General features: G+C 52.8%; 2 pseudogenes. Both read right to left on the reverse strand.

Features of this window, described 5'->3' with window-relative positions:
- A pseudogene (locus O2S87_RS18835) lies at window positions 1-238 on the reverse strand (site-specific integrase); the annotation flags it as partial.
- A gap of 108 nt (window positions 239-346) precedes the next feature.
- A pseudogene (locus O2S87_RS18840) lies at window positions 347-441 on the reverse strand (IS5/IS1182 family transposase); the annotation flags it as partial.

Genomic DNA, 441 nt, shown 5'->3' on the forward strand with positions numbered 1-441 from the left:
GAGTATCATCGTCGAGACCCACCTCGTCGACGAAGAACTCCTTGATTGTGAGATCGTGGTGCTCTCGAAGCGTGTAGGACAGTCCGGAGAAGCCGTTGGCTGCCAGCCACTCGTAGCTTGGTCGACCGTGTTTTGGGTTGTAATCGGCTTCTTGCATCCTCGGTCGGATCTCGGTGTAGTAAAAGTCGACCAACTCACTGAGTGACTTGCGTGTCCACTGATACTGAGATTCGGTCACGGGAAGGCCCTCGCTGCGTTACGGGGTGATTTGATATCGGCCATTTTCGTTGAGTAGCGTTTATCTTACTATTATCGGCTCTGTAGTTTCGGTACACGGCGGTCAAATTCATGGAAATCGGACGCTCCGTCGAAGGTTGTAGACGGCTGCTTTGAGAACCATTTCTCGGAACTCTAAATTCCAACTCCGCGCACGCACGGCGG

This window comes from Halohasta sp. A2 (assembly GCF_056175805.1).